Source organism: Amycolatopsis sp. WAC 01416 (assembly GCF_003947485.1).
GTDB lineage: Bacteria > Actinomycetota > Actinomycetes > Mycobacteriales > Pseudonocardiaceae > Amycolatopsis.
Genome location: NZ_QHHX01000010.1, coordinates 1 through 22649 on the forward strand (window position 1 = coordinate 1; position 22649 = coordinate 22649).

The 22649-nt window shown below is 69.7% G+C and carries 22 protein-coding genes and 1 rRNA gene; 19 read left to right on the forward strand and 4 right to left on the reverse strand.

What is annotated here, in order from left to right:
* Positions 1-6: 6 nt before the first annotated feature.
* From rrf to DL990_RS31130, 9 genes are all read left to right on the forward strand, one after another.
* Positions 7-123, forward strand: a 5S ribosomal RNA gene (rrf, locus tag DL990_RS31090).
* Positions 124-286: 163 nt separating this feature from the next.
* Complete coding sequence (locus DL990_RS31095; protein ID WP_125800820.1) at positions 287-2218, forward strand: hypothetical protein; 1932 nt, start codon at positions 287-289, stop codon at positions 2216-2218.
* Positions 2211-3200 carry an HAD-IIA family hydrolase gene (locus tag DL990_RS31100; protein WP_125800821.1) on the forward strand — a complete coding sequence of 330 codons (990 nt, stop codon included), beginning with the start codon at positions 2211-2213 and terminating at the stop codon, positions 3198-3200. Before DL990_RS31095 ends, DL990_RS31100 begins: the two co-directional genes overlap by 8 nt.
* Positions 3201-3243: 43 nt before the next feature.
* On the forward strand, positions 3244-3465 hold the full coding sequence (locus DL990_RS31105; protein ID WP_125801025.1) for a hypothetical protein: 222 nt from the start codon (positions 3244-3246) through the stop codon (positions 3463-3465).
* A 4-nt stretch (positions 3466-3469) separates the two neighbouring features.
* Positions 3470-4285 (forward strand): TlyA family RNA methyltransferase, encoded by an 816-nt coding sequence (locus DL990_RS31110; protein WP_125800822.1) that lies wholly within the window; start codon positions 3470-3472, stop codon positions 4283-4285.
* The gene (locus tag DL990_RS31115; protein WP_125786269.1) at positions 4282-5193 is read left to right on the forward strand and encodes an NAD kinase; all 912 of its coding nucleotides are present in this window, start codon (positions 4282-4284) and stop codon (positions 5191-5193) included. The genes DL990_RS31110 and DL990_RS31115 overlap by 4 nt, the downstream gene beginning before the upstream one ends.
* Positions 5194-5297: 104 nt before the next feature.
* Positions 5298-7094: a DNA repair protein RecN gene (gene recN, locus DL990_RS31120; RefSeq protein WP_199746679.1), complete on the forward strand. Its 1797-nt coding sequence runs from the start codon at positions 5298-5300 to the stop codon at positions 7092-7094.
* A 103-nt stretch (positions 7095-7197) separates the two neighbouring features.
* A complete protein-coding gene (gene steA / locus DL990_RS31125; protein ID WP_125786271.1) occupies positions 7198-8382 on the forward strand; it encodes a putative cytokinetic ring protein SteA in 1185 nt (394 codons plus the stop codon).
* On the forward strand, positions 8379-9326 hold the full coding sequence (locus DL990_RS31130) for a copper transporter (protein ID WP_125786272.1): 948 nt from the start codon (positions 8379-8381) through the stop codon (positions 9324-9326). The genes steA and DL990_RS31130 overlap by 4 nt, the downstream gene beginning before the upstream one ends.
* 45 nt (positions 9327-9371) lie before the next feature.
* Here the strand turns inward: DL990_RS31130 and DL990_RS31135 are convergent, their stop codons facing one another.
* Positions 9372-10091, reverse strand: a complete 720-nt coding sequence (locus DL990_RS31135; RefSeq protein WP_125786273.1) for an aspartate/glutamate racemase family protein — start codon at positions 10089-10091, stop codon at positions 9372-9374.
* Positions 10091-11533, reverse strand: a complete 1443-nt coding sequence (locus tag DL990_RS31140) for an NCS1 family nucleobase:cation symporter-1 (protein ID WP_125800823.1) — start codon at positions 11531-11533, stop codon at positions 10091-10093. Before DL990_RS31140 ends, DL990_RS31135 begins: the two co-directional genes overlap by 1 nt.
* A 149-nt stretch (positions 11534-11682) precedes the next feature.
* Between DL990_RS31140 and DL990_RS31145 the strand changes: the two genes are divergently transcribed.
* Both DL990_RS31145 and DL990_RS31150 read left to right on the forward strand, forming a co-directional pair.
* Positions 11683-12360, forward strand: coding sequence for a GntR family transcriptional regulator (locus tag DL990_RS31145; protein ID WP_125800824.1), 678 nt, complete (start codon positions 11683-11685; stop codon positions 12358-12360).
* A gap of 23 nt (positions 12361-12383) precedes the next feature.
* Complete coding sequence (locus DL990_RS31150; protein WP_125800825.1) at positions 12384-13319, forward strand: phosphotransferase; 936 nt, start codon at positions 12384-12386, stop codon at positions 13317-13319.
* On the opposite strand, the gene aroA is transcribed toward DL990_RS31150, so the two are convergent.
* On the reverse strand, positions 13316-14602 hold the full coding sequence (gene aroA / locus DL990_RS31155; RefSeq protein ID WP_125800826.1) for a 3-phosphoshikimate 1-carboxyvinyltransferase: 1287 nt from the start codon (positions 14600-14602) through the stop codon (positions 13316-13318). The two genes, DL990_RS31150 and aroA, sit on opposite strands and share 4 nt — an antisense overlap.
* An 88-nt stretch (positions 14603-14690) precedes the next feature.
* Here aroA and DL990_RS31160 point away from each other — a divergent pair, with 88 nt between their 5' ends.
* Positions 14691-16394 (forward strand): CTP synthase, encoded by a 1704-nt coding sequence (locus tag DL990_RS31160; protein WP_125786278.1) that lies wholly within the window; start codon positions 14691-14693, stop codon positions 16392-16394.
* Positions 16391-17017, forward strand: coding sequence for an NUDIX hydrolase (locus DL990_RS31165; RefSeq protein ID WP_125800827.1), 627 nt, complete (start codon positions 16391-16393; stop codon positions 17015-17017). The genes DL990_RS31160 and DL990_RS31165 overlap by 4 nt, the downstream gene beginning before the upstream one ends.
* Positions 17018-17097: 80 nt before the next feature.
* On the opposite strand, the gene DL990_RS31170 is transcribed toward DL990_RS31165, so the two are convergent.
* Positions 17098-17583, reverse strand: a complete 486-nt coding sequence (locus DL990_RS31170) for a DUF1707 domain-containing protein (RefSeq protein WP_125800828.1) — start codon at positions 17581-17583, stop codon at positions 17098-17100.
* Between the two features lie 118 nt (positions 17584-17701).
* Here DL990_RS31170 and xerD point away from each other — a divergent pair, with 118 nt between their 5' ends.
* The 6 genes from xerD to DL990_RS31200 all read left to right on the forward strand — a co-directional run bounded on the left by xerD (position 17702) and on the right by DL990_RS31200 (position 22566).
* Positions 17702-18604, forward strand: coding sequence for a site-specific tyrosine recombinase XerD (gene xerD / locus DL990_RS31175; protein ID WP_125786385.1), 903 nt, complete (start codon positions 17702-17704; stop codon positions 18602-18604).
* Positions 18605-18707: 103 nt separating this feature from the next.
* The gene (locus DL990_RS31180; RefSeq protein ID WP_125786281.1) at positions 18708-19724 is read left to right on the forward strand and encodes a ParA family protein; all 1017 of its coding nucleotides are present in this window, start codon (positions 18708-18710) and stop codon (positions 19722-19724) included.
* On the forward strand, positions 19721-20146 hold the full coding sequence (locus DL990_RS31185) for a cobyrinic acid a,c-diamide synthase (protein ID WP_125786282.1): 426 nt from the start codon (positions 19721-19723) through the stop codon (positions 20144-20146). The genes DL990_RS31180 and DL990_RS31185 overlap by 4 nt, the downstream gene beginning before the upstream one ends.
* Positions 20146-21081, forward strand: coding sequence for a ScpA family protein (locus DL990_RS31190; RefSeq protein ID WP_199746680.1), 936 nt, complete (start codon positions 20146-20148; stop codon positions 21079-21081). Before DL990_RS31185 ends, DL990_RS31190 begins: the two co-directional genes overlap by 1 nt.
* On the forward strand, positions 21078-21824 hold the full coding sequence (gene scpB, locus DL990_RS31195) for an SMC-Scp complex subunit ScpB (RefSeq protein WP_125786283.1): 747 nt from the start codon (positions 21078-21080) through the stop codon (positions 21822-21824). Before DL990_RS31190 ends, scpB begins: the two co-directional genes overlap by 4 nt.
* Positions 21814-22566 (forward strand): pseudouridine synthase, encoded by a 753-nt coding sequence (locus DL990_RS31200; protein WP_125786284.1) that lies wholly within the window; start codon positions 21814-21816, stop codon positions 22564-22566. The genes scpB and DL990_RS31200 overlap by 11 nt, the downstream gene beginning before the upstream one ends.
* The last annotated feature ends 83 nt before the right edge of the window (positions 22567-22649 follow it).

Below are 22649 nucleotides of genomic sequence, written 5' to 3' on the forward strand. Positions count from 1 at the left end.
CAGTGTTTCGGTGGTCATAGCGTCAGGGAAACGCCCGGTCCCATTCCGAACCCGGAAGCTAAGCCTGACAGCGCCGATGGTACTGCAACCGAAGGGTTGTGGGAGAGTAGGACACCGCCGGACTAACTTCAGGACAGGGTCCTGACCAGGGTTGAGAACCCCACAGGTTCTCCCCCGGTCAGGGCCCTGTCTCTTTTCATGTCCATGGACCGACTAGAATGGTCCGTTGGCCCACCTGACGGGTGGGCGCAAGTGTCGAAACTTTTCAATAGTGGCAGGAGGCCAGGTGTCCGAGTTCGGTCGACGTGACTCAGATGATGGCGCGTCCGGCCGGTCGGGTCGCCGGGACGACAGTCCCCGCGGAGGCCGGTCTGACGCGCAGCGAGGTGACCGGCGCGGTTCCGCCGGCGGCAGGCAGGACCGGGGCGGCCGCGATGGTGGCTACCAGGGTCGCCCGCGTCGTGACGACCGCGGCGCACGCGGTGCCGGTGGCAGCTATCCCGGCAAGCCCTCGCGCAGTGGCGACGGTCCCCGTGACCAGCGCCCCGGTGGCAGCCGGTTCGCAGGCCAGGGGCGTGACGAGAACCGCCCGCGCTACAACAGCAGCGACGACCGTCGTGGCCCTGGTGCCGGCGACCGTCGTGACGACCGGTCCGGTGGCCGCGACAACAAGGGCGGCGACCGCGGCGGTTACCGCTCGGACAATCGTGGCGGCGACAACCGGGGTGGCGACAGCCGAGGCGGTGACCGCGGTGGTTACCGGTCCGACAGCCGGGACAGCCGTGGCGGCGATCGCGGTGGATACCGCGGCGGGGACAACCGTGACAACCGCGGCGGTGACAGTCGCGGCGGTGACAACCGCGGCGGCTATCGCTCCGACAACCGGGGTGGCGACCGCGGTGGTTACCGCTCGTCCGACAGCCGTCCCGAGCGTCGCTCCGACAATCGTTCGGACAGCCGCTCGGACAATCGCTCCGACAGCCGTTCGGACAACCGTTCCGAAGGCCGGTACGAGAAGCGCCCCGACAGCCGCCCGGCTCGTTCCGGCTACGGCTCGGACAACCGCGGCCGATCCGACGACCGCCCGTCCGGCAACCGCTACGAAGGCCGCCCCCAGGGCAAGTCCTACGGTGACCGCGACAACCGTGGTGACGACAAGCGCGGCGACGATCGGCGTCCGTCCTATCGCGACGATCGCGGTGGCTCCCGTTCCGGTGGCTACAGCGGCGGCGATCGTCGTGGTCCGTCCTCGAGCGACCGCCGTCCCAGCAGTGGTGGCTACGAGCGCAAGAGCTTCGGCGACCGCGACAAGCGTGGCGACGACAACCGTGGTGACGACAAGCGCGGCGCCTACCGGCCGTCCGGTGACCGTCCCGACCGTCGCCCGTCCGACCGGCCGGAGAAGCGCTACGACGACAAGCGCGGCGGCTTCGACCGCAAGCGTGACGATCGTCCCCAGCGCGACCGTTCCGAAGGCCGCAAGGACTTCCGTTCCTCGCCTCGCACCGAGGACAAGCCGGTCGACGACGAGACCTTGGCGCGTGAGCTGCTCGCGGCTCCGGAGCTGCCCGAAGGCATCGAGTTCTCGGATCTCGACGAGGAGGTCCGCCGGGAGCTCCGCACGCTGCCCAAGGCACTCGCGGAAACCGTCGGCAAGCACCTGGTCGCGGCCGGTGGCCTCGTCGACGAAGACCCCGAAGCCGCGATGGAGCACGCCAAGTACGCGAAGGCCAAGGCGTCGCGGGTCCCGATCGTCCGTGAGGCGCTCGGCCTGGTCGCCTACCACGCGGGCAACTGGTCCGAGGCCCTGTCCGAGCTGCGGGCCGTCCGCCGGATGACCCGGACCGACGAGCACATCGCGATCATCGCCGACGCGGAGCGCGCCATCGGCCGTCCGGAGCGGGCACTCGACCTCGCGAAGGAGGTCGACAAGGAGCGCCTGGCCAAGGCGACCCAGATCGAACTCGCGATCGTGGCCGCCGGCGCCCGGCGTGACCTCGGCCAGCTGGACGCCGCCGTCGTCTCCCTCCAGGGCGACGACCTCAAGGCGGAGAAGCGCGACCCGTGGAGCGCCCGGCTGTTCTACGCCTACGCCGACAACCTCGCCGCCGCCGACCGCAAGGACGAGGCGATCCGCTGGTTCCTGAACGCGGCAGAGGCCGACGAGGAGGACGAGACCGACGCCGCCGAGCGCGCCGCGGAGCTCACGAATGGCTGACGCTCTGTCGGCCGGGTACGACGCGGTCCTGTTCGACCTCGACGGCACGGTTTACCACGGCGGCATCGTGGTCCCGGGCGCACCGGAAGCACTCCGGGAGCTTCGGGACCACGGCACCGCCGTCCGGTGGGTCACGAACAACGCCTCCAAGGCGCCCGCGGAGGTCTCCGCACACCTGGAGGCACTCGGACTCGCGGCCACGCCCGAGGAAGTCCACACGAGCTCTCAGGCCGCCGCCACCCTGTTGGGTGAGCGGCTGCCTCAGGGCTCCGTGGTGCTCGTCGTGGGCACGGACTCGCTGGCCGCCCAGATCGAGTCGGCCGGGCTGCGGACGGTCCGGGAAGCCGGTCCGGACGTGGCCGCCGTCGTTCAGGGGCATTCCCCGGAGAACAGCTGGGCCGCGCTCGCGGAGGCGTGCCTCGCCATCCGCGCGGGCGCGTTGTGGGTGGCGACCAACGTCGACGCGACCCTGCCGACCGAACGCGGGCTGCTGCCGGGCAACGGGTCGATGGTGGCCGCGTTGCGCACCGCCACCGGCGTCGAACCGCTGGTGGCGGGCAAGCCGGCGCCGCTGCTGTTCACCACTGCGGTGCGGGACGCGGGTGCGGAGCGGGCGCTCGTCGTCGGCGACCGGCTGGACACCGACATCGAGGGCGCGGTCGCGGCCGGGATCGACGCGCTCTGCGTCCTGACCGGCGTCGCCGACGCGGCGTCCTTGATCAAGGCCAGGCCCGAGGAGCGTCCTCGCTATCTTTCGTGGGATCTGTCCGGGCTGAGCAGCCGCGCGGAGCTGCTCGAAATCGGGCCCAAGGACGGCTGGCGTGTCACCGCACGGGGTGACGCGCTCGAAGCCGACGGTGAAGGCGACTCCCTCGACCTGCTGCGCGCATTGTGCGCGGCTGCCTGGGAGTCGGGGATCACCGAGGTCCGTGGTGTGGGCGACGCCGCCCGCGCCGCGCTCGGCGAGCTGCGCCTCGCCTGACCAGCGCTGCTAACTTGGTGGGGTGCAAGACCACTTCCACCCCGTGCCGCGACCGCCGGTACCGGGCCCTCCGCCGGTGCCTGGCCCTCCGGCGGTCCAGGCTGACCAGTTCGAGCAGCAGGACACGGATCCCCGAGCCGGGATCGACGAAGCCGTGGCGGGTCTCGACGACCTCGCCGCGCTTCCGCTCTCTGAGCACGTCGACCGCTTCGAAGCCGTGCACACCGAGCTGACGGTGGCGCTGTCCACCATCGACAAGGTCTGACCGCATGCCCAAACGCGCCCGCCTGGACGCGGAGCTCGTCCGGCGGGGCCTCGCCCGTTCCCGGGAGCAGGCGTCCGCGCTGATCGCCGAGGGCAAGGTCAGCGTGCGCGGGATGGTGGCCACCAAACCCGCGACAGGGGTCGAATCCGGCGCGCCGATCGTGGTGCGCGACAGCGACGACCCCGGCTGGGCCTCCCGCGGCGCGCACAAACTGCTCGGCGCGCTCGAAGCCTTCACCCCGCAAGGACTTTCCACCGAAGGAAAGCGCTGCCTCGACGCGGGTGCTTCGACCGGTGGCTTCACCGATGTCCTGCTGCGCAACGGCGCCGCCACGGTGATCGCCGCCGACGTCGGCGCCGACCTGCTGGACTGGCGGCTGCGCACCGACGACCGCGTGGTCGTGCTCGACAAGACGAACGTCCGCAACCTGACGCCGGAAGATCTCGGCGGGCAGGTCGACCTCGTGGTCGGGGACCTCTCGTTCATCTCGCTCAAACTCGTGCTGCCCGCGCTGGCCGCGTGCGCGCGGGACGGCGCCGATCTCGTGCCGATGGTCAAACCGCAGTTCGAAGTGGGCAAGGACCGGCTCGGCAGCGGCGGTGTCGTCCGTGACCCGGAGCTTCGGGTCGAATCCGTGCTCGGCGTGCTCGCCGAGACCGAGAAGCTGGACCTGCGTCTGCGCGGCGTCGTGGCGAGCCCGCTTCCCGGGCCGTCCGGGAACGTCGAATACTTCGTCTGGCTTACCCGCGGGGCGGGGGAGACCGCCGGCACCGACGCCGAGCGGCTCGTCCGCACCGCAGTCCTGGAGGGACCCCAATGAGCGATCGCGAGGTGCTGCTCGTCGTGCACCCGGACCGGGACGCGACCCGGGACGCGGCACGTGAGGTGTCGGCCCGTTTCGCCAAGGCCGGTGTGCGGCTGCGGGTGCTCGACGAGGACGTGAAGGAGATGCTGGAGGCGGACGGCGGGATCGGCGGGCCCTGCACGGTCATGGCGCCGGAACAGGATCCGGCCGCCGGGACCGAGCTGGTGTTCGTGCTCGGCGGCGACGGCACGCTGTTGCGGGCCGCGGAACTGGCCAGGCCGAACGGCGTTCCGGTGCTGGGGGTGAACCTCGGCCGCGTCGGCTTCCTCGCCGAGGCCGATTCCGACAAGCTCGCCGACACCGTCCAGCGCGCCGTCGACGGTGACTACCAGGTCGAAGAGCGGATGACCGTCGACGTCACGGTCAGCGTCGACGGCGAAGAGACCGTCAACACGTGGGCGCTCAACGAGGCCAGCGTCGAGAAGAGCTCGCGTGAACGCGTGCTGGACGCGCTCATCGAGGTCGACGGAAGGCCCGTGTCGTCCTTCGGCTGCGATGGCGTCCTGTGTGCCACACCGACCGGCTCGACGGCGTACGCGTTCTCCGCGGGCGGGCCGATCATCTGGCCGGACGTCCAGGCCCTGCTGGTGGTCCCGAGCAACGCGCACGCGATGTTCTCGCGGCCGCTGGTCGTCTCGCGCGACTCGGAGATCACCGTCGCCATCGATCCGGACGGCTCGCCCGCCGTCCTGACCTGCGACGGATCGCGGACCTTCGATCTTCCCGCCGGCGCGGCCGTGCGGGTCACCTGCGGCCGGGTGCCGGTGCGCCTGATCCGGTTGTGGGAAGGCCCGTTCACCGACCGGCTGGTGCACAAGTTCTCGCTGCCGATCAAGGGCTGGCGGGAGCGGCACGCCCGCTGACGGATGTCGTGAAAGGGCCTTTGAAGACAACTTTCGTCGTCAAGGGCTCTTTCATGACGTGCCGGGTGCGGGAATGGTCGGGGTGGGCCGCTACGGTGGGCGTCGTGCTGGCCGAGATGCGCATCCAGGGCCTCGGAGTCATCGAGGACGCCCTGCTGGAACTGCACGCGGGCTTCACCGTCGTCACCGGTGAGACGGGTGCGGGCAAGACCATGGTCGTCAGCGGGTTGCACCTGCTCTCCGGCGGCCGAGCCGAAGTGTCCAAGGTGCGGACGGGAATGCTGAAGGCCTTCGTGGAAGGCCGATTCGAGCTGGGCGGCGCGGAAGGCGCCACCCGGATCGTCACCGACGCCGGGGCGGAGGTCGACGAGGACGGCAGCGTCATCGCGCTGCGCGCGGTCTCGGTCGACGGCCGGTCCCGGGCCCACCTCGGTGGCCGTTCGGTGCCGGTCGGCGTGCTGGCCGATCTGTCCGAGCAGCTGATCGCGGTCCACGGGCAGAACGATCAGCTGCGGCTGTTGCGGCCCGCCGAGCAGCGCGCGGTGATCGACCGGTTCGCCGGTGAGGCCGTCACCGCACCACTCGAGCGATATCGCGCGGTGCGGGACGAATGGCTCGCCGTCGTCGCCGAACTGACCGAGCGGTCCACCCGTTCCCGTGAGATGGCCCAGCAGGCGGACCTGTTGCGGCACGGGCTCACCGAGATCGACGCCGTCGCGCCCGAACCGGGCGAGGACACCGAACTCACCGAACAGATCAAGCGGCTCGCCGCGGTCGACGAGCTGCGAGCGTCGGCCAGTGCGGCACACGCCGCCGTCGCCGGATCGGCGGACGGGGATCCGGACGCGCCCGGCGCGCTGGGGCTGATCGGGGAGGCGACCCGCCACCTGAACGGTTCCGAGGACGCCGTGCTGCGGGAACTCGGGCCCCGGCTGGACGAGGCTTCGGTACTGCTGTCCGAAGTGGGCACCGAGCTGGGCAGTTACCTCGAAACGCTCGACGCCGATCCGGCGTTGCTGGAGAAGGTGCTCGCGCGCCAGGCCGATCTGAAGCGGCTCACGCGCAAGTACGCGGCCGACGTGGACGGCGTGCTCGCCTGGGCCGACGACGCCCGCCGCCGGATGTCCACGATGGACACCTCCGAGGAGGCACTGGCCGAACTGGCCAAGCGCCGCGACGAACTCGCCGTCACGCTGGCGGAACACGCCCTGACCCTGTCGGAGGCGCGCGTCGAGGCCGCCGCCGAACTGGCCGAGGCCATCACCGCCGAGATGTCCGGGCTCGCCATGGGACAGGCCGAGATCGAGATCACCGTCGAGCGGCGCACCGTGGACGAGAGCGATCCGCACGCGGTGAAGGTCGAAGGCAGGCTCGTGCACGCCGGCCCCGACGGCGTCGACGACGTCGAGTTGCTGCTGCGCGCGCACAACGGCGCGCCGCCGCTTCCGGTGCACAAGGCCGCTTCCGGCGGTGAGCTTTCCCGCGTGATGCTGGCGATCGAGGTCGTCCTCGCGCATGCGGACACCGTGCAGACACTGGTGTTCGACGAGGTCGACGCCGGCGTCGGCGGCCGGGCCGCGGTCGAGATCGGCAGGCGGCTCGCGCGGCTGGCACGCAGTCACCAGGTCCTGGTGGTCACCCACCTGCCGCAGGTGGCCGCGTTCGCCGATCAGCATCTGGTGGTGGACAAGGGCACCAGCGGCGGGGTGACCCGCAGTGGCGTGCGCGTGCTCGAACAATCCGAGCGCGTCGTCGAACTTGCCCGCATGCTCGCCGGAATGGAAAGCACCGAGACCGGCCGTGCGCACGCGGAGGAATTGCTCGCCGTCGCCGAGGCCGACAAGAGCGCGCCGGACAAGCCCAAAGCCCGTCGTGGCGGAAAGCGAAAGAAAGCGAAGTAGTGCCTGTCACGGCCGGGTAGCCCGATCCGGTGTGGGTTAATCGGCGTGTTTCCATCGGCGTGGCGGACACGGAAGGCCGCGCGGATTTGTCACTATCGGTCGCATGAAGCTCACCGGCTTGCTCTCGCGTAACCAAGAGACCCTCCCCGGGATCACCGGCGTCGCCAGGGTCGACAGGCGTACGCGTGAGCTGCTCCGCCGGCTGAGCCCTGGCGACATCGTCGTCCTCGACCAGCTCGATCTCGACCGGTCGACGGCGGATGCCTTGGTGGAGGCCGAAGTCGCGGCGGTGGTGAACGCCTCGCCGTCGATCTCCGGCCGATTCCCGAACCTGGGCCCGGAGATCCTGCTCGAGGCCGGGATCCCGCTTGTCGATTCGGTCGGCGGCGAACTGCTGCGCAAGGTGAAGGACGGCACGAAACTCCGCCTGCACGAGGGCGTCGTCTACATCGGTGAGCGGCAGCTCGGATCGGGTGTCCAGCAGACGCGTGAGAGCGTCGCGGACCAGATGATCGAGGCCAAGGCCGGGATGTCCACCCAGCTGGAGGCGTTCTCCGCGAACACGATCGAGTTCCTCCGCCGGGAACGCAGTCTCATCCTCGACGGTGTCGGCGTCCCGGAGATCCGGGTTCCGCTCAAAGACCGGCACGCCCTCGTGGTCGCGGGCGGCAACGGGCACGCCGAAGACCTCAAGAAGCTGAAGAAGTACATCTCCGAGCACCGTCCGGTGCTGATCGGTGTCGACGCCGGGGCCGACACCCTGCGCGCGCAGGGATATCAGCCGGACGTCATCGTCGGCGATCCGCACGGAATCGGTGCCGAGACGCTGCGCAGCGGTGGCGAGGTCGTGGTCCCGGCGCAGCCGGACGGGCACGCGCCGGGTGTCGAGCGTATCCAGGACCTCGGGATCGGCGCCGTCACCTTCCCCGCGACGGGCAACGCCGAGGACCTCGCGCTGCTGCTGGCCGACGCGCACGAGGCCAGTCTCGTGGTCACCGTCGGATTCCAGGCGACGCTGCGGGAGTTCCTCGACCACGGCCGGTCCGGGTCGAATCCGTCCACGTTCCTCACCAGGCTCAAACTCGGCACGAAACTGGTCGACGGCAAGGCGGTCGCGACCCTGCACCGCAGCCGGGTGTCCATCGGCGCCATCGTCCTGTTGGTGCTGGCGGCCCTGGTGGCCGTCGCGGCCGCGCTGCTGGTGTCCGACGTGGGTTCGGTCTACCTCGACTGGATCCGCGACACCTGGAACTCGTTCATCGCCTGGGGCAAGGGACTTTTCACGTGATTTCACTGCGGTACCACATCGTTTCCATCGCCGCCTGCTTCCTGGCGCTCGCCATCGGGGTGGTGCTCGGGTCCACGGCGCTGAACGGTTCACTGCTCTCGGGGCTCGCCAGCCAGAAGGAGGACCTGGGTTCCCAGGTCGCGGAGCTGGAGGCGCAGCGCAACTCGCTCAACGCGAGGCTCGGTGACGCGGACGCGTTCGCCGGTGCGATGGGGCCGAAGGTGGTCGCCGGGCAGCTCGACAAGCGTTCGGTGGTGCTGGTGACCACGGAGGACGCGAAGCCCGCGGACCGCGACGCCCTCAAACAACTCATCGGGCAAGCGGGTGCCGCCGTCACCGGCGAGATCCAGCTGACCGAGGCGTTCTCCGACCCGATGCGGTCGGATCAGCTGCGTGACGTCGTCTCGCGGTTGCAGCCCGCCGGTGTCCAGTTCCCGACCGCGGGCGACCCCGGCACCCTCGCCGGTGCCCTGCTCGGCTCGGTGGCGCTGCTGAACAAGGACAACGCGCAGCCGCAGTCCACGCCGGTGGAGCTGGCGGCCGCGCTCGGCGGGCTCACCGACGGCGGTTTCCTCAAGACCGGCGGGGAGGTGAAGCCTGCGCAGCTCGCGATCGTGCTCACCGGCTCCAAGTACACCGGGGACGGCGCCGGTGACCGTGCCTCGACCGTCGCGCGGTTCGCCGCGCAGCTCGACCGTTCCGGCGCGGGCACCGTCCTGGCGGGCGACGCGGGATCCGCCGACGGCACCGGCGCGATCGGTGTCGTCCGCGCCGACACCTCGTCGACCTCCATCCTGTCCACTGTGGACAACGCGGAGACCGCCGCGGGCCGGGTCACCACGATCATGGCGCTGCGCGAGCAGCTCGAAGGCGGCGCGGGGCGCTACGGCATCGCGGGTAACGCCCAGGCTCCCGCACCCGGCATCGCCGCCGCCGGCAACTAGCTCCCTTCGCGATTCGGCACCTGCTTGCGATCGTTCGCATCGCAATCAGGTGCCGAATTGCGTGGGCCAGCGGCGGGTTTTCGGGAGAGGGCGGGCGTAGGAGCCGGCCCGGCTGGTCTTGAGGTTCAGCGCCACCAGGGATTCGGCGAGGCGGACGGCGGCCGCGACGCCGTCGATCACCGGGATGTCGAGCATCGCCGAAATCCGGCGATCGAGGCCCGTCATCCCCGCGCAGCCGAGGACCAGGACTTCCGCACCCGCGTCGCGGGCGCGCCGTCCGGCGGTCAGCAGCGCGGATTCCGTCCGGCGTTCGTCGGTCAGTTCGAGCACGCCGAGCCCGGCGCCCAGAACCCCGACGCAGTTCTGCGCGACGCCCGCGGCGTGCAGGCTGTCTTCGATGAGCCCGCACGTCCGGTCCAATGTGGTCACCACGCCATAGCGTCTTCCCAGCAGACAGGCCAGATGCGCGGCCGCTTCGGTGATGTCGACGACAGGGACGTCCAGCAGTTCGCGAGCGCCTTCCCTGCCGTGCTCGCCGAAACCGGCCAGCACGAGCGCGTCGAACGGCTCGTCCAGCCCCTTGAGAAGGTCGAGGACGGCCGCGGCGCTCAGGAAGCTGTCCAGCCAGCCTTCCGCGGATTCCGGGCCCCACAACGGTGTTCTGGCCAGGATTTCGGTGCCCGGACTCGCCGCGGCGCGCGCGCCGGCTTCGATCTCCTTGGTCATCGCCTCGGTGGTGTTGCAGTTGGTGACCAGGATCCGCATCACGCGACCCGCTGTTTCCGCGACACGGCGAAGTACAGCGCCGCCGCGGAAGCGGTGCCGATGAACCACGAATACGGCGCGGCGGCCGCGAAGAACGGCACGAGGGCGATGATCGCGGACAGCGCCGCCGTGGGCAGGAACGTGACCATCGCGCGCGGATTGAACCCGCGCTTGTAGTGGTACGGCGAATCGGGTCCGGCCACGAACAGCTTGTCCACGTCGATCCGGCCGCGTTTCACCAGGTAGTAGTCCACGATCATGATGCCGAACAGCGGGCCGAGGAAGGCACCGAGGCCGCCGAGGAAGTAGTTGACCACCGCGGGGGAGGAGTACAGCTTCCACGGCAGCACGCACAACGCGGCGACCGCGCTGATCATCCCGCCGATGGTGAAGGTGATCCGTTTCGGCCAGATGTTGGCAAGGTCGTAGGCGGGGGAGACGAAGTTCGCGACGATGTTCACGCCCATGGTGGCGATCGCGAAGGTCAGCGCGCCGATGATCAGCACGGGTGTGTTGTCGATGCGGGCCAGCAGTTCGGCGGGGTCGGTGATGGCTTCGCCGAACACTTGAAGGCTGCCGGCGGTCACCAGCACCGACAGCAGCGCGAACGCCGTCGAGTTGATCGGCAGACCCCAGAAGTTCCCGCGCCGCACCGTTTTCTGGTTCGGGGCGAACCGGGAGAAGTCGCAGAAGTTGAGCATCAGGGTGCCGTAGATGGACAGGATCAGGCCGACGGCGCCGAACCACTGCCGTACTTGCTCCCCTGTGGACAGTGCTTTCGGGTTGCTGGTCAAGGAGATGTTCCAGTCGGCGGCGGCCAGGATCCACACGGCCAGCGCGATCATCACGACCCAGATGCCGGGACCGCACCAGTCCTGGAACTTGCGCACGGCCTCCATCCCGCGGGTGAGCACCAGCGCCTGCGCGAGCCACAACGCGATGAAGCAGATCCAGCCGAGGGCGTGCAGGCCGAGGAAACCCACCTCGGTCAACGGTTTCAGGCCTGGATCGATCGCGAGCACCAGCAGGGTGATGGCCACGGAGGCGAGGTAGGTCTGGATGCCGTACCAGAAGATGGCGATGATCGCGCGGATCAGCGCCGGCAGGTTCGCGCCGAAGGTGCCGAAACTGATGCGGGCGACCACGGGGAAGGGGACGCCGGTCTTCTGGCCGATCCGGCCCATCAGGTTCATGCCGAAGTAGATGAGCACGAACCCGGTGAGCAGCGCGGTGAACACCTGCCAGGCCGAGAGCCCGAGGACGAACAGGCCCGCCGCGAACGTGTAGTTGCCGAGGTTGTGCACGTCCGACATCCACAGCGCGAAGATGTCGTAGACCTTCCAGCGGCGTTCTTTCGCCGGGGCGAGATCTTCGTTCCAGAGCCGGGGATCGGCGTTCTCGGTGGTAGGCGCTTCGGACCGGGTTGCTGGGGCGGCGGTCATGCGGGCCTCCGATCGACGGGGACGTCCGGTCGATTTGGTATCCCAAAATTTGGCATCCCAAATATCACCCCGCGGTGGCCCGTCGTCAAGGTTCCTGCCGATAAACTCGGGTTACGAGCTGTTACGGCAGTGTTGAACGAGGGGGTCGGGTGGCCGAGGAAGGACCACGTCAGCCGCTGGCCGCGACCCGGCAACGGGTCCGGGACGAGCTGCGTGAACGGATCCTCGACGGACGGCTGAAGCCGGGGGACAGGCTGGTCGAACGGGAACTCGCCGAGGGCCTCGGCGTCTCGCGGGTCCCGGTGCGCGAGGCCATCCGCAGCCTGGAGGCCGAAGGCTTCCTCGCCGTCCAGTCGCCCCGGCGCATCGTCGTCCGCCAGCTGGCCAAGGCCGACGTCGAGGAACTGTTCGACGTCCGTGAAGCGCTCGAAGGGCTCGCCGCCGGGCTGGCCGCCGAACGGGCGGGCAAAGCGGAACTCCGCGCACTCGAACGGCTGCTCACCGACGCCGCCCGCGCGACCGAAAGCGGCGACGCTGCCCGGATCACCCTGCTCAACACCCGCTTCCACGACGAGATCGTCGCGCTGGCGGGCAACGGGCTCCTGCACGAGATCCTCCGCCCGCTCGAGGGCAGGCTGCGCTGGCTCACCAGCCAGAACGAGCACTGGGGCGAACTGCTCGACGAGCACCGCCGCCTCTACGACGCGATCGCTTCGGGCGACGCCGACCTGGCCCGGTCCCACGCCGTCGAACATGTGCGGGTGAACCGGGAGGTCACGCTGAAGGCGTTGTTCCCCGAAGACGACGGAGAACGCTCCGCCGGGTGAACCGGACATGTCAGACTCGCGACATGATCACCGACGAACAACGGGCCGTCCGCACCGCGCGGGCGGTGGCCGCCGCGGTTTCCGCGGGCCGCGACCTCGGCATCACCGTCACCGAACCCGAAGTCCTGTACGACGTTTTCTCCGTCATCGTGCGGCTTGCGCCTTCGCCGGTCGTCGTGCGCGTGCCGACCGTGCTGCCGCGGACGACCACGCTGGAGACGCAGCTGACCGACCAGCGGCGTGAACTCGCCGTCGCCGCCTGGCTCGGCGAGAAGGGGCTCCCGGTCGTCAAGCCGAGCCCGCTGGCCCCGGCGGAGCCTGTGCGGCGTGACGGTTTCTCGATGACCTTCTGGGAGCTCATCGAGTTCGTCGAGGACGCGAACCTCACCGCAGAGCACTCGGCCAAGCTCGTCGCGAAGCTGCACGCCGCGCTGCGCGACTATCCCGGTGACCTGGCGTTCCTGAACGGTCTCGACCCGTTCATCCCCGACGGCCTCGCCCAGCTCGACGGCAGGCCGGAGCTGCTCGCCCCGGCCGACCTCGACCGCGCCCGCCGCGAATGGGAGGTCTTCCGGCCGCTGCTGGCCTCGGAGGAGGCCTTCGCCAAGGCGTTCCCCGGCGCCACCGTCCAGCCGGTGCACGGTGACGCGCCTGGCTACAACCTGATCGTCACCACCGAAGGCGAGCTCTACTCCGACTTCGAACTAGTGAACCGCGGCCCGATCGAACGCGACCTCGTCTTCAACGGTCCCGAAGGCGTCGCGGCCTACAACGCCGCCGCCGCGGAACTCGGGCTACGCGAGGTCGACGAAGGTGTGCTGCGCACCTTCGAAGCGCTGGGCCTGCTTCAGGTGGTCGCGTGCCTGTCGATGGCGCCCGACCTGCCGATGCTGGTGGACGGCATGAAACCGATGATCGAGCAGTGGCGGGAAACCCCCTTTGCCGGAGGGCTCGCTTAGCCGAGCATCGAGGTCCAGGCTTCGCCGAATCCGGGGAAGGTCTTCCCGACCGTCCCCGGATTCTCCACCTCGACGCCTTCGACCTTCAGTCCGAGCACCGCGGCCGCCATCACCAGCCGGTGGTCGTCGTAGGTGCGGAACTTTCCGCCGTGCAGCGGCGCCGGCGTGATCCGCAGCCCGTCCTCGGTCTCGCGGACGTCGGCGCCGAGCGACGACAGTTCGGTGGCGAGCGCGGTCAGCCGGTCGGTCTCGTGGCCGCGAAGATGCGCCACCCCGGAGATGACCGACGGTCCCTCGGCGAAGCACAGCAGCGCCGCGATCACCGGCGTGAGTTCGCCGACGTCGTGCAAGTCCAGCTCGACGCCGGGGATCGTGCCGCTTCCGGTGACCGTCAGGCCGCCCGCGTCGAGTTCGGCGGTGGCGCCCAAGACGGGCATCAGGCTGCGGAGCCAGTCGCCTGGCTGGGTCGTCCGCTGCGGCCAGCCCGCGATCCGCACCGTGCCGCCGGCCGCGACCGCGGCGGCGACGAACGGGGCGGCCGTCGAGAGATCCGGCTCGACGATGTACTCGGGGCAGGAAAGCCTTGTGGGCGCGACGTGGAACTCGTCGCCCTCGCGCTCCACAGTGGCCCCGAAGCGGCGAAGCATTTCGACGGTCATCGCGATATGCGGTTCGCTCGGCACCTCTCCGCCGACCAGGCGCACGGTGACACCCTGCTGGAACGACGGCCCCGCGAGCAGCAGCGCGGACAGGAACTGGCTCGACGCCGACGAATCCAGGTCGACCTTGCCGCCACGCAGGCCGCCTTCGCCGTGGACGGTGAACGGCGGCGCGTCGCGGCGATCGTCGTCGATGCGGGCGCCGAGACCGCGCAGCGCCTTCAGCAGCGGCCCGATGGGACGACGGCGGATCGCCTCGTCGCCGTCGTACAGCGCCGGGCCGGTGCCCAGCGCGGCGAGCGCGGGCGTGAACCTGGCGACCGTGCCCGCGTTGCCGAGTTCCACCCGGACGGTCTCTTCGGGATGGACACGGCCGGGGCCGAGCGGGTGCACGAGATAGCCGCCGATGCTGCCCTGCGAGTGCGCGCCGAGCGCGTAGAGGGCACCGAGCATCAGCCGCGCGTCCCGGGAGTCGAGCGGGGTCCGCACCCGCGTCGGCGCGCTGGCGAGTGCGGCGAGGACGTAGGCCCGGTTGGTGATCGACTTCGAGCCGGGGACGCGGATGTCCGCGTCGAGCGGGCCTTCCGCGACCGGTGCGGTCCAGGTGTCGTGCGCGTCTGTCACGCCGCGAGGGTAGCGGTTTTCCACTCCATCGGACGCTTGCGGCGTGGCCGGTGAGCGCCCCGGCGGGCGTGCGATAAGGTGGAAGCCCGTGGGACTTCAGTCGCGGGCTACCAAGTATGTCTTTGTCACCGGAGGCGTTGCCTCCTCTCTGGGTAAGGGACTCACGGCTTCCAGCCTGGGTCAGCTCCTTACCGCACGTGGGCTCCGGGTCACGATGCAGAAGCTGGATCCGTACCTCAACGTCGATCCAGGCACGATGAACCCGTTCCAGCACGGTGAGGTGTTCGTCACCGACGACGGCGCCGAGACCGATCTGGACATCGGGCATTACGAGCGTTTTCTCGACCGGGCTCTCGACGGCAAGGCGAACGTCACCACCGGGCAGGTGTACTCCGAGGTCATCGCCAAGGAACGCCGCGGTGAGTACCTCGGCGACACCGTGCAGGTCATCCCGCACATCACCGACGAGATCAAGGCGAGGATCACCGCCGCGGCGGGCGCCGACGAGGACGGGAACAGCCCGGACGTCGTGATCACCGAGGTCGGCGGCACCGTCGGCGACATCGAGTCGCTGCCGTTCCTGGAGGCCTGCCGTCAGGTCCGCCACGACGTCGGCCGTGACCAGTGCTTCTTCCTCCACGTCTCGCTGGTCCCGTACCTCGCCCCGTCGGGCGAGCTCAAGACCAAGCCGACCCAGCACTCGGTCGCCGCGCTGCGCAACATCGGTATCCAGCCCGACGCGCTCGTCTGCCGCGCCGACCGCGAGCTGCCGGAGGACCTCAAGCGCAAGATCGGCCTGATGTGCGACGTCGACACGGAGGCCGTCATCGCCTGCCCCGACGCGCCGTCGATCTACGACATCCCGAAGGTGCTGCACCGTGAGGCGCTCGACGCCTACGTGGTGCGTCGTCTCGGGCTGCCGTTCCGCGACGTCGACTGGACCGTGTGGGGCGACCTGCTCGACCGGGTGCACAACCCGTCGGAGACGGTGCGGGTCGCGGTCGTCGGCAAGTACATCGACCTGCCGGACGCGTACCTGTCGGTGACCGAAGCGCTGCGGGCGGGCGGATTCGCCCACCGCGCCAAGGTCCAGATCGCCTGGGTCCCCTCGGACTCCTGCGAGACCCCGGCCGGTGCCGCGGCCGCGTTGTCCGATGTGGACGGTGTGCTGATCCCCGGCGGGTTCGGCATCCGCGGCATCGAGGGCAAGGTCGGCGCCATCGCCTACGCCCGCACCCAGGGACTGCCGCTGCTGGGCCTGTGCCTCGGCCTGCAGTGCATGGTGATCGACGCGGCGCGGAACCTGGCCGGGATCAAGGACGCGAACTCGGCCGAATTCGACGACGAGGGCGCGAACCCGGTCATCTCCACGATGGCCGACCAGCGCGACGTCGTCGCCGGCGAGCGCGACATGGGCGGCACGATGCGGCTCGGCGCCTACGTCGCCAAGCTCAAGCCGGGCTCGCAGGTCGCGAAGGCGTACGGCAGCACCGAGGTCTCCGAGCGGCACCGCCACCGCTACGAGGTCAACAACGCCTACCGCAAGCGCCTTTCCGAGGCCGGTCTGGTGTTCTCGGGCACCTCGCCCGACGACCACCTGGTCGAGTTCGTGGAGCTGCCCGCCGACAAGCACCCGTTCTTCGTCGGTACCCAGGCGCACCCGGAACTCAAGAGCCGCCCGACCCGCCCGCATCCGCTGTTCAGCGCGTTCGTGAAGGCCGTCGTGGACCGCAAGGTCGCCGAGCGGCTGCCGGTCGAGCTGCCCGAGGCCCCGCAGACGGTGGCCCGGTGACCGAACCCGGCAAGCACGAGTTCACCGTCGCGTCCACGAGGGACGTCCACATCGGACGCGTCGTCGGACTGCGGGTCGACGACGTCGTGATGCCCGGCGGCGGCACCGCCCGCCGTGAGGTCGTCGAGCACCTCGGCGCGGTCGCCGTCGTCGCGCTCGACGACGACGGCGCGGTCACGCTGATCCACCAGTACCGCCATCCGATCGGGCGGCGGCTGTGGGAACTGCCCGCCGGGCTGATCGACAAGGCGGGGGAGGACCCCGTCGGCGCGGCCGAACGCGAGCTGGTCGAGGAGGTCGGGCTCAGCGCCGAGCGCTGGGAGACCCTGGTCGACGTCGCCGCGTCGCCCGGCTTCACCGACGAGGTCGTCCGCGTCTACCTCGCCCGTGGGCTGTCCGAAGTGGACAGGGAGGTCCTCGGCGACGAGGAGGCGGACCTCGTCATGCGGAAGTTCCCGCTCGCCGAAGCGGTCCGGATGGCGCTGGCCGGTGAGCTGGTGAACGGGTCGACCGTCGGTGGCGTGCTCGCCGCGCACGCGGTGCTTTCGGGGGCTGCTTCGGCGCGGCCCGCGGACGCGCCTTGGGAGGACCGGCCGACGAAGTTCGCTTCGCGCGGTCTCTAGGCGCTTCGCGCGTGAGATGAAAGGCCCCTTCATTGCGAAATTCGCAATGAAGGGGCCTTTCATCTCAGTTTCGGGAGCGGTCAGTCCCGGAGACGGCGGCCCTGAGCGTCGGTGCCGCCGTTCGCCAGCAGCACGATCCCGTCGACCATCGGCCAGACCACCCCGACGCCGCAGGTGACCACCACGACCGCCAGCTGTCCCAAAGCGAGCCCGACATGCCCGGTGTAGAAGCGCCCGATCCCGAACGGCAGCACGAGCTGCAGCACCCCGGCGGCGATCTTCGACTTCGGTGAGTACGGCATGACCGCGGCAGGCTGCTGGTACACGGGCACGAACGGCGGCGGGTCGAACCGCGGCGCCAGGTACGTCGGATGAGGCGCGGGCAGGTCCTGGAACAGCGGCCGGAGTTCGCCGAGCGTCACGGCCTCGTACGCGGCGAGGACGCGGCCCTCGTACTCGTCCGGCGTGATCCTGCCCTGGCTGTAGTGGTCGCCGAGCAGCCGCGCGGCCTCTTCGCGTTCGGCGGTGCCGACGCGCATCTCGTCCGGGTCCGGTTGCTGGGACATGCTCCCAAGGTAGCTCGTTTCACACCCGCGACGCGGTACGCGCGGCGAACCCCCGAACGGGTCGTGGTGGTCCTAGAGTGTCCGTGTGTCACGGGCCGGTGGTACCGGAGTCGCCCAGGTGGTCGCCGCATACCTCGACCATCTGGTGGTCGAACGCGGAACCGCGAGGAACACCCTCGACAGCTACTCCCGTGACCTGCGCCGGTACACCGCGTACCTCGACGGCGCCGACGTCGAACGTTTCACCGACGTCACGTCGGCACACATCACCTCGTTCGGCGCGGCGCTGCGCGAAGGCGACGAAGAGCATCAGCCGCTCGCCGCGTCCTCGGCCGCTCGCGCACTGGTCGCCGTGCGGGGGCTGCACAAGTTCGCGCACGCCGACGGCATCACCGAGAACGACCCGGCCCGCGAGGTCCGCCCGCCCGCCGCGGCCAAACGGCTGCCCAAGGCACTGCCGGTGGACGCCGTGCTGAAGCTGCTCGAAACCCCGCCGCCCGAGGGGATGCGGCCGCTGCGGGACCGGGCGTTGCTGGAACTGCTCTACTCCACCGGCGCGCGGATCTCCGAGGCCGTCGGGCTCGACGTCGACGACATCGACGACGCCGAACGCACCGTGCTGCTCGACGGGAAGGGCGGCAAACAGCGCATCGTGCCGATCGGCCGTCCGGCGCTGGAAGCGGTGCACGCGTACCTCGTCCGCGCGCGGCCGGCACTCGCCACCCACGGCAGGGGGACACCGGCGATGTTCCTGAACGCCCGCGGCTCCAGGCTTTCCCGGCAGAGCGCGTGGCAGGTTCTCAAGGACACCGCGGAATCCGCGGGGATCACGGCGGGCGTTTCCCCGCACACGTTGCGCCATTCCTTCGCCACGCATCTGCTCGAAGGCGGCGCCGACGTCCGCGTCGTGCAGGAACTGCTCGGCCACGCCTCGGTGACGACCACGCAGGTGTACACGCTGGTCACGGTGAACACGCTCCGCGAGGTTTACGCGACAGCACATCCCCGCGCCCTCGGCTAAGCAGCGCCTAATCGACCCGGTCGGTCCCGGCGTGCCTCGTTGGCTCGACTCGTGAATCGCGCATAGGCTGCCGAGGATCCTGCCGAAGAGGAGCTTTCGCGTTATGTCGACACCGAACGAGCCGGCGAAGCCGTCCGCGTCCGCCGGTTCGGCCGCGGCGAGCCTCAGCCAGGTGACCATCGCAACCCCCGCCGAACACGACGGCGACGAACCGTCGGAGGACACGATCTCTTCCCGCGGCCGCAAGGCCAAGCGCGCCAAAGAAACCAAACAGCAAGAACTCGAGAGGGAAGGTATCGGCCCCACCGGCCGTCCGTACCGCGAGATCCCCGATCCGCCGCCGCTGGAACGGCACGGCCCCGCACTCGTGATGGCCATGTGCAACCAGAAGGGCGGCGTCGGCAAGACCACATCGACCATCAACCTGGGTGCGGCGCTCGCCGAATGCGGCCGCCGGGTACTGCTGGTCGACTTCGATCCACAGGGCGCGCTCTCGGTCGGTCTCGGCATTCAGCCGCACGAGCTGGACCAGACGGTCTACAACGTCATCATGGAGCGCTCGGTCAGCATCACCGACACCATCCGGAAGACCCGGGTGGACGGCGTCGACCTGCTGCCGAGCAACATCGACCTGTCCGCGGCCGAGGTCCAGTTGGTCGCAGAGGTAGGGCGCGAACACACGTTGTTACGGGTCCTTCGTCCGGTCATGAACGACTACGACTATGTTCTTGTCGACTGCCAGCCCTCGCTAGGCCTGCTGACGGTGAACGCACTGACCGCCGCGGACGGTGTGATCATCCCGCTGGAGTGCGAGTTCTTCAGTCTGCGAGGCGTAGCGCTCCTGATCGACACCATCGAGAAGGTGCAGGAACGCCTCAACCCCAAACTGGACATCACCGGGATTCTCGCCACCATGTACGACCCGAGAACCCTGCACTCGAAGGAGGTCATGGCGAGAGTGGTGGAGGCATTCGGCGACATCGTGTTCGACACGGTGATCAACCGCACCGTGCGGTTCCCCGAGACGACCGTCGCGGGCGAGCCGATCACGACGTGGGCCCCCAAATCAGCAGGCGCGGCGGCCTATCGCGCGCTGGCCCGTGAGGTGATCGCCCGGTGAGCAGGCGAGCTTCCCTGCCCGGAGCGTCCGAACTTTTCAGGATCACCTCCAGTCCCGCCCTCGATCTTCCGCCCGCGCCCGAGCAGCCCGCCCCCTCGACGGGGAACGGCAACGGGAACGGATCCGGGAACGAGGCGGGACCCGCGCACAAGGAACAGCTGTCCCGTGCCGCGCGAAGCGGTTCCGGGCGGACCAAGCACGACGCGAAGATCACCGTCTACGTCTCCGGCGACGAACTGCTGGCGATGGAGCAGGCCAGGCTGAACTTGCGGGCGAAGCACGGGCTCGTGCTCGACCGCGGCAGGCTGGTCCGCGAGGCGGTGGCCGTCCTGTTGGCCGACTTCGACGCGGCGGGCGAGGAGTCGGTGCTCGTCCAGCGCTTGCGGGCGGGCAGCGAGGACGGGAAAGAGACCGAGAGCTGATGGACGACCCGGCCGCGGCTGCTCCCAGCGGCTCAGAGCCGGTCGAGCGGACAGAGGCAGACGAGACCCCCGCCGTGCATGAGACCGTGCACGGCGGGATGGTCCCCGAAGGACTGGCCAGTGAAGAGCTGAGCACGTCCAAGTTCAAGGTGAACCTGTCGAATTTCCAGGGCCCCTTCGATCTGCTGCTCCAGCTGATCTCGCAGCACCAGCTCGACGTCACCGAAGTCGCGTTGCACCAGGTCACGGACGATTTCATCGCCTACACCCGTGCGCTCGGCACGGAGTGGAACCTCGACGAGACGACCGAGTTCCTGGTCATCGCGGCGACCCTGCTCGACCTCAAGGCGGCACGCCTGCTGCCCGCCGCCGAGGTGGAGAGCGAAGACGACCTCGCCCTGCTCGAAGCTCGGGACCTGCTGTTCGCGCGCGTGCTGCAGTACCGGGCGTACAAGCAGGTCGCGGCGCTGTTCGGTGAGCTGGAGGCCGGTGCGCTGCGGCGGTATCCGCGGTCGGTCGCGCTCGAAGACCGGTTCATGGGGCTGCTGCCCGAGGTGATGCTCGGCGTCGACCCGGCGAAGTTCGCCGAGATCGCCGTCGCGGTCTTCAAACCGAAGCCGCCGCCGACGGTGTCGATCGCGCACATCCACATGGGCCGGGTCTCGGTGCGCGAACACGCCGCGCTCCTGCGGCTCAAGCTCGCGGAACGAGGCGAAGCGACCTTCAGCGAGCTCGTCGAGGACTGCGAGCACACCGTCGAGATCGTGGCGCGGTTCCTCGCGCTGCTGGAGCTGTACCGGGAGGCCACGGTCCAGTTCGAGCAGCTGGAGGCGCTCGCCGAACTGCACGTGCGCTGGACCGGCGGGTCCGTGGCGCAGGCGTCGGTGGCGGCCGAACAGGACCTCGCCGCCGCGGAGGACGAGGAGTACGGGTGAGCCCCGAAGAGATCCAGAAGACCGAAGAAACCCCCGAGACCGGTGATGAGCCGAAAGCTGCCGTCACCGAGTCCGACGAGGCGGAGGACGCTTTCAGCCCGCCGGAGGCCGACCAGCCGGAGGCCGAGGCACCTGCCGTCGAAGCGGAGCCGCCTGCCGACGAGGGGCTCGTGGCGGCGGGTGACGGCGACTATCCCGACCTCACCTCCGACGAGGCGCTCGAAGCGGCCTTGGAGGCGTTGCTCCTGGTCGTCGACTCGCCGATCAACGAGGAATCGCTCGCCGACACCGTCGGGCAATCCGTGTCGCGGGTCACCGTGGCGCTGCGCACGATGGCGCAGAAGTTCACCGAGCGGACCAGCGGAATCGACCTGCGCCGAGTCGGCGAAGGGTGGCGGTTCTACACTAGGGACGTCTATGCCCCGTTCGTGGAGAAGCTTCTGCTCGACGGCCAGCGTTCCAAGCTGACGCGAGCCGCACTGGAGAGCCTCGCCGTGATCGCCTATCGGCAGCCGGTGACCAGGGCCAGGGTCGCCGCCGTCCGAGGGGTGAACGTGGACGGGGTGATCAGGACGCTGCTGGCACGCGGCCTGATCGAGGAGATGGGGACCGACCCCGAAACCACAGGCACGCTGTACGTGACGACCGAGCTGTTCCTGGAGCGACTGGGCCTCTCGTCCTTGGCCGACCTTCCGCCCATCGCTCCGTTGCTACCCGAAGTGGACACCATCGATGACATCTGACCCGCATCCCGACGGCATTCGGCTGCAGAAGGTCCTTTCGCAGGCCGGCGTCGCCTCGCGGCGCGCCGCCGAGGACCTGATCGTGCGCGGTCGCGTGAGCGTGGACGGCAAGGTGGTCACCGAACTCGGCCGCCGGGTCGATCCGGACAACTCCGTGATCCACGTCGACGGCACCCGCGTGCAGGTCCGCGAGGACCTCGTCTACCTCCTGCTGAACAAGCCCAAGGGCGTGCACAGCACGATGAGCGACGACCGCGGCCGCCCGTGCGTCGGCGACTACCTGCGCGGCCGGTACGAGGAGACGCCCGGCATCGTGCACGTCGGCAGGCTCGACGAGAACACCGAAGGCCTTCTTCTGCTCACCAACGACGGCGACCTCGGCCACCGGCTGATGCACCCGTCGTACCAGGTGCTCAAGACCTACTTCGCCGAGGTCGAGGGCATCGTCCCGCGCGGTCTCGGCAAGGAACTGCGGGCCGGTTTCGAGCTGCCGGACGGCATCGTCAAGGTCGACCAGTTCAGGGTCAAGGACATGCTGGCCGGTCGGACCCAGATCGAACTGGTCATCCACGAAGGTCGCAAGCACATCGTGCGGCGGCTGATGGCGGCCACCGGGCATCCGGTGCGCAAACTGGTCCGGACCGCGCTCGGCGACGTCCAGCTCGGCGCCCAGCGGTCGGGCTCGATCCGGCGGCTCAACCGCGGCGAGGTCGGTTCGCTCTACCGCGCGGTCGATCTGTAAGACTTTCCGCTCTACTGCACAAGTGATCATCGCGTTTAGCTCTCCCTGACGGGCTTTCAGCCGACGGGGAAGGGCTCAACCGT

Excerpts from the sequence above, each read along its gene's own strand:
- DL990_RS31100 (WP_125800821.1), top strand. The coding sequence starts at position 2,211 with ATGGCTGACGCTCTGTCGGCCGGGTACGACGCGGTCCTGTTCGACCTC.
- DL990_RS31110 (WP_125800822.1), top strand. The coding sequence starts at position 3,470 with ATGCCCAAACGCGCCCGCCTGGACGCGGAGCTCGTCCGGCGGGGCCTC.
- DL990_RS31115 (WP_125786269.1), top strand. The coding sequence starts at position 4,282 with ATGAGCGATCGCGAGGTGCTGCTCGTCGTGCACCCGGACCGGGACGCG.
- steA (WP_125786271.1), top strand. The coding sequence starts at position 7,198 with ATGAAGCTCACCGGCTTGCTCTCGCGTAACCAAGAGACCCTCCCCGGG.
- DL990_RS31135 (WP_125786273.1), bottom strand. The coding sequence starts at position 10,091 with ATGCGGATCCTGGTCACCAACTGCAACACCACCGAGGCGATGACCAAG.
- DL990_RS31140 (WP_125800823.1), bottom strand. The coding sequence starts at position 11,533 with ATGACCGCCGCCCCAGCAACCCGGTCCGAAGCGCCTACCACCGAGAAC.
- DL990_RS31150 (WP_125800825.1), top strand. The coding sequence starts at position 12,384 with ATGATCACCGACGAACAACGGGCCGTCCGCACCGCGCGGGCGGTGGCC.
- DL990_RS31170 (WP_125800828.1), bottom strand. The coding sequence starts at position 17,583 with ATGTCCCAGCAACCGGACCCGGACGAGATGCGCGTCGGCACCGCCGAA.
- DL990_RS31180 (WP_125786281.1), top strand. The coding sequence starts at position 18,708 with ATGTCGACACCGAACGAGCCGGCGAAGCCGTCCGCGTCCGCCGGTTCG.
- DL990_RS31190 (WP_199746680.1), top strand. The coding sequence starts at position 20,146 with ATGGACGACCCGGCCGCGGCTGCTCCCAGCGGCTCAGAGCCGGTCGAG.
- DL990_RS31200 (WP_125786284.1), top strand. The coding sequence starts at position 21,814 with ATGACATCTGACCCGCATCCCGACGGCATTCGGCTGCAGAAGGTCCTT.